At 39.9% G+C, this 689-nt stretch carries 1 protein-coding gene; it reads right to left on the reverse strand.

The features are described 5' to 3' along the window. The coding region (locus LI241_RS16020; protein ID WP_227151466.1) for a helix-turn-helix domain-containing protein at nucleotides 1-298 on the reverse strand (298 nt) is incomplete at its 3' end. Nucleotides 299-689 lie beyond the last annotated feature (391 nt).

Genomic DNA, 689 nt, shown 5'->3' on the forward strand with positions numbered 1-689 from the left:
AATCTAAGGAAACATTGAAGTCCTGTTCCCGTTTGATAATATCCATGATATATGGCTCGGTGTGGTCAATATACTTCCATTCTCCCGACAATAATTCATTGGGCGTTACACCCAGCACGTCCATTATCTTCTCTAACGTATCAAAGGTAGGATAATTCACACCTCGTTCAATTTTGGAAAGGCTCTGCATATTGATACCGATTTTGTCCGCAAGTTCCTGTTGTTTCATTCCTCTGTGTTTTCTTATGGTCTGTATGTTCTCTCCTAAGAAACTGATTTTCTTTTCATAATGCTCCATAACTTAGTATAACCGCTCCTTTCGTTGCTTTTCTTGGTATTTATAAGCATATCATACTTAATATACATCTAAAAGTCAACAAAAACTTCTTGACAAGTAATTCTAATGGCGTTATTATCGCATCAGATAGAGTGATTAAGCACTCTAGGGTCAATCACACGCTTGAGTAAGCACAAAAAATATGTATTTTCACTTTGATAGCATGAATAAGCATGGACTATCAGACCGAAAACAAGGTTTCTGACTGGGGCTGTTCCGTTTAGCCACGAGCCTTACAAGGCTCGTGAGCGTTAAGAACGGGGCAGACACAGGAAGAAAGGGAACGCCTTTAGGCGTTCGTAAAGGGCGTATATGTAACACCGCCCTGCGTATACATGTCATAGTACCTAGA

Source organism: Longicatena sp. 210702-DFI.1.196, from assembly GCF_020563125.1.
GTDB classification, from domain to species: domain Bacteria; phylum Bacillota_I; class Bacilli_A; order Erysipelotrichales; family Erysipelotrichaceae; genus Longicatena; species Longicatena caecimuris.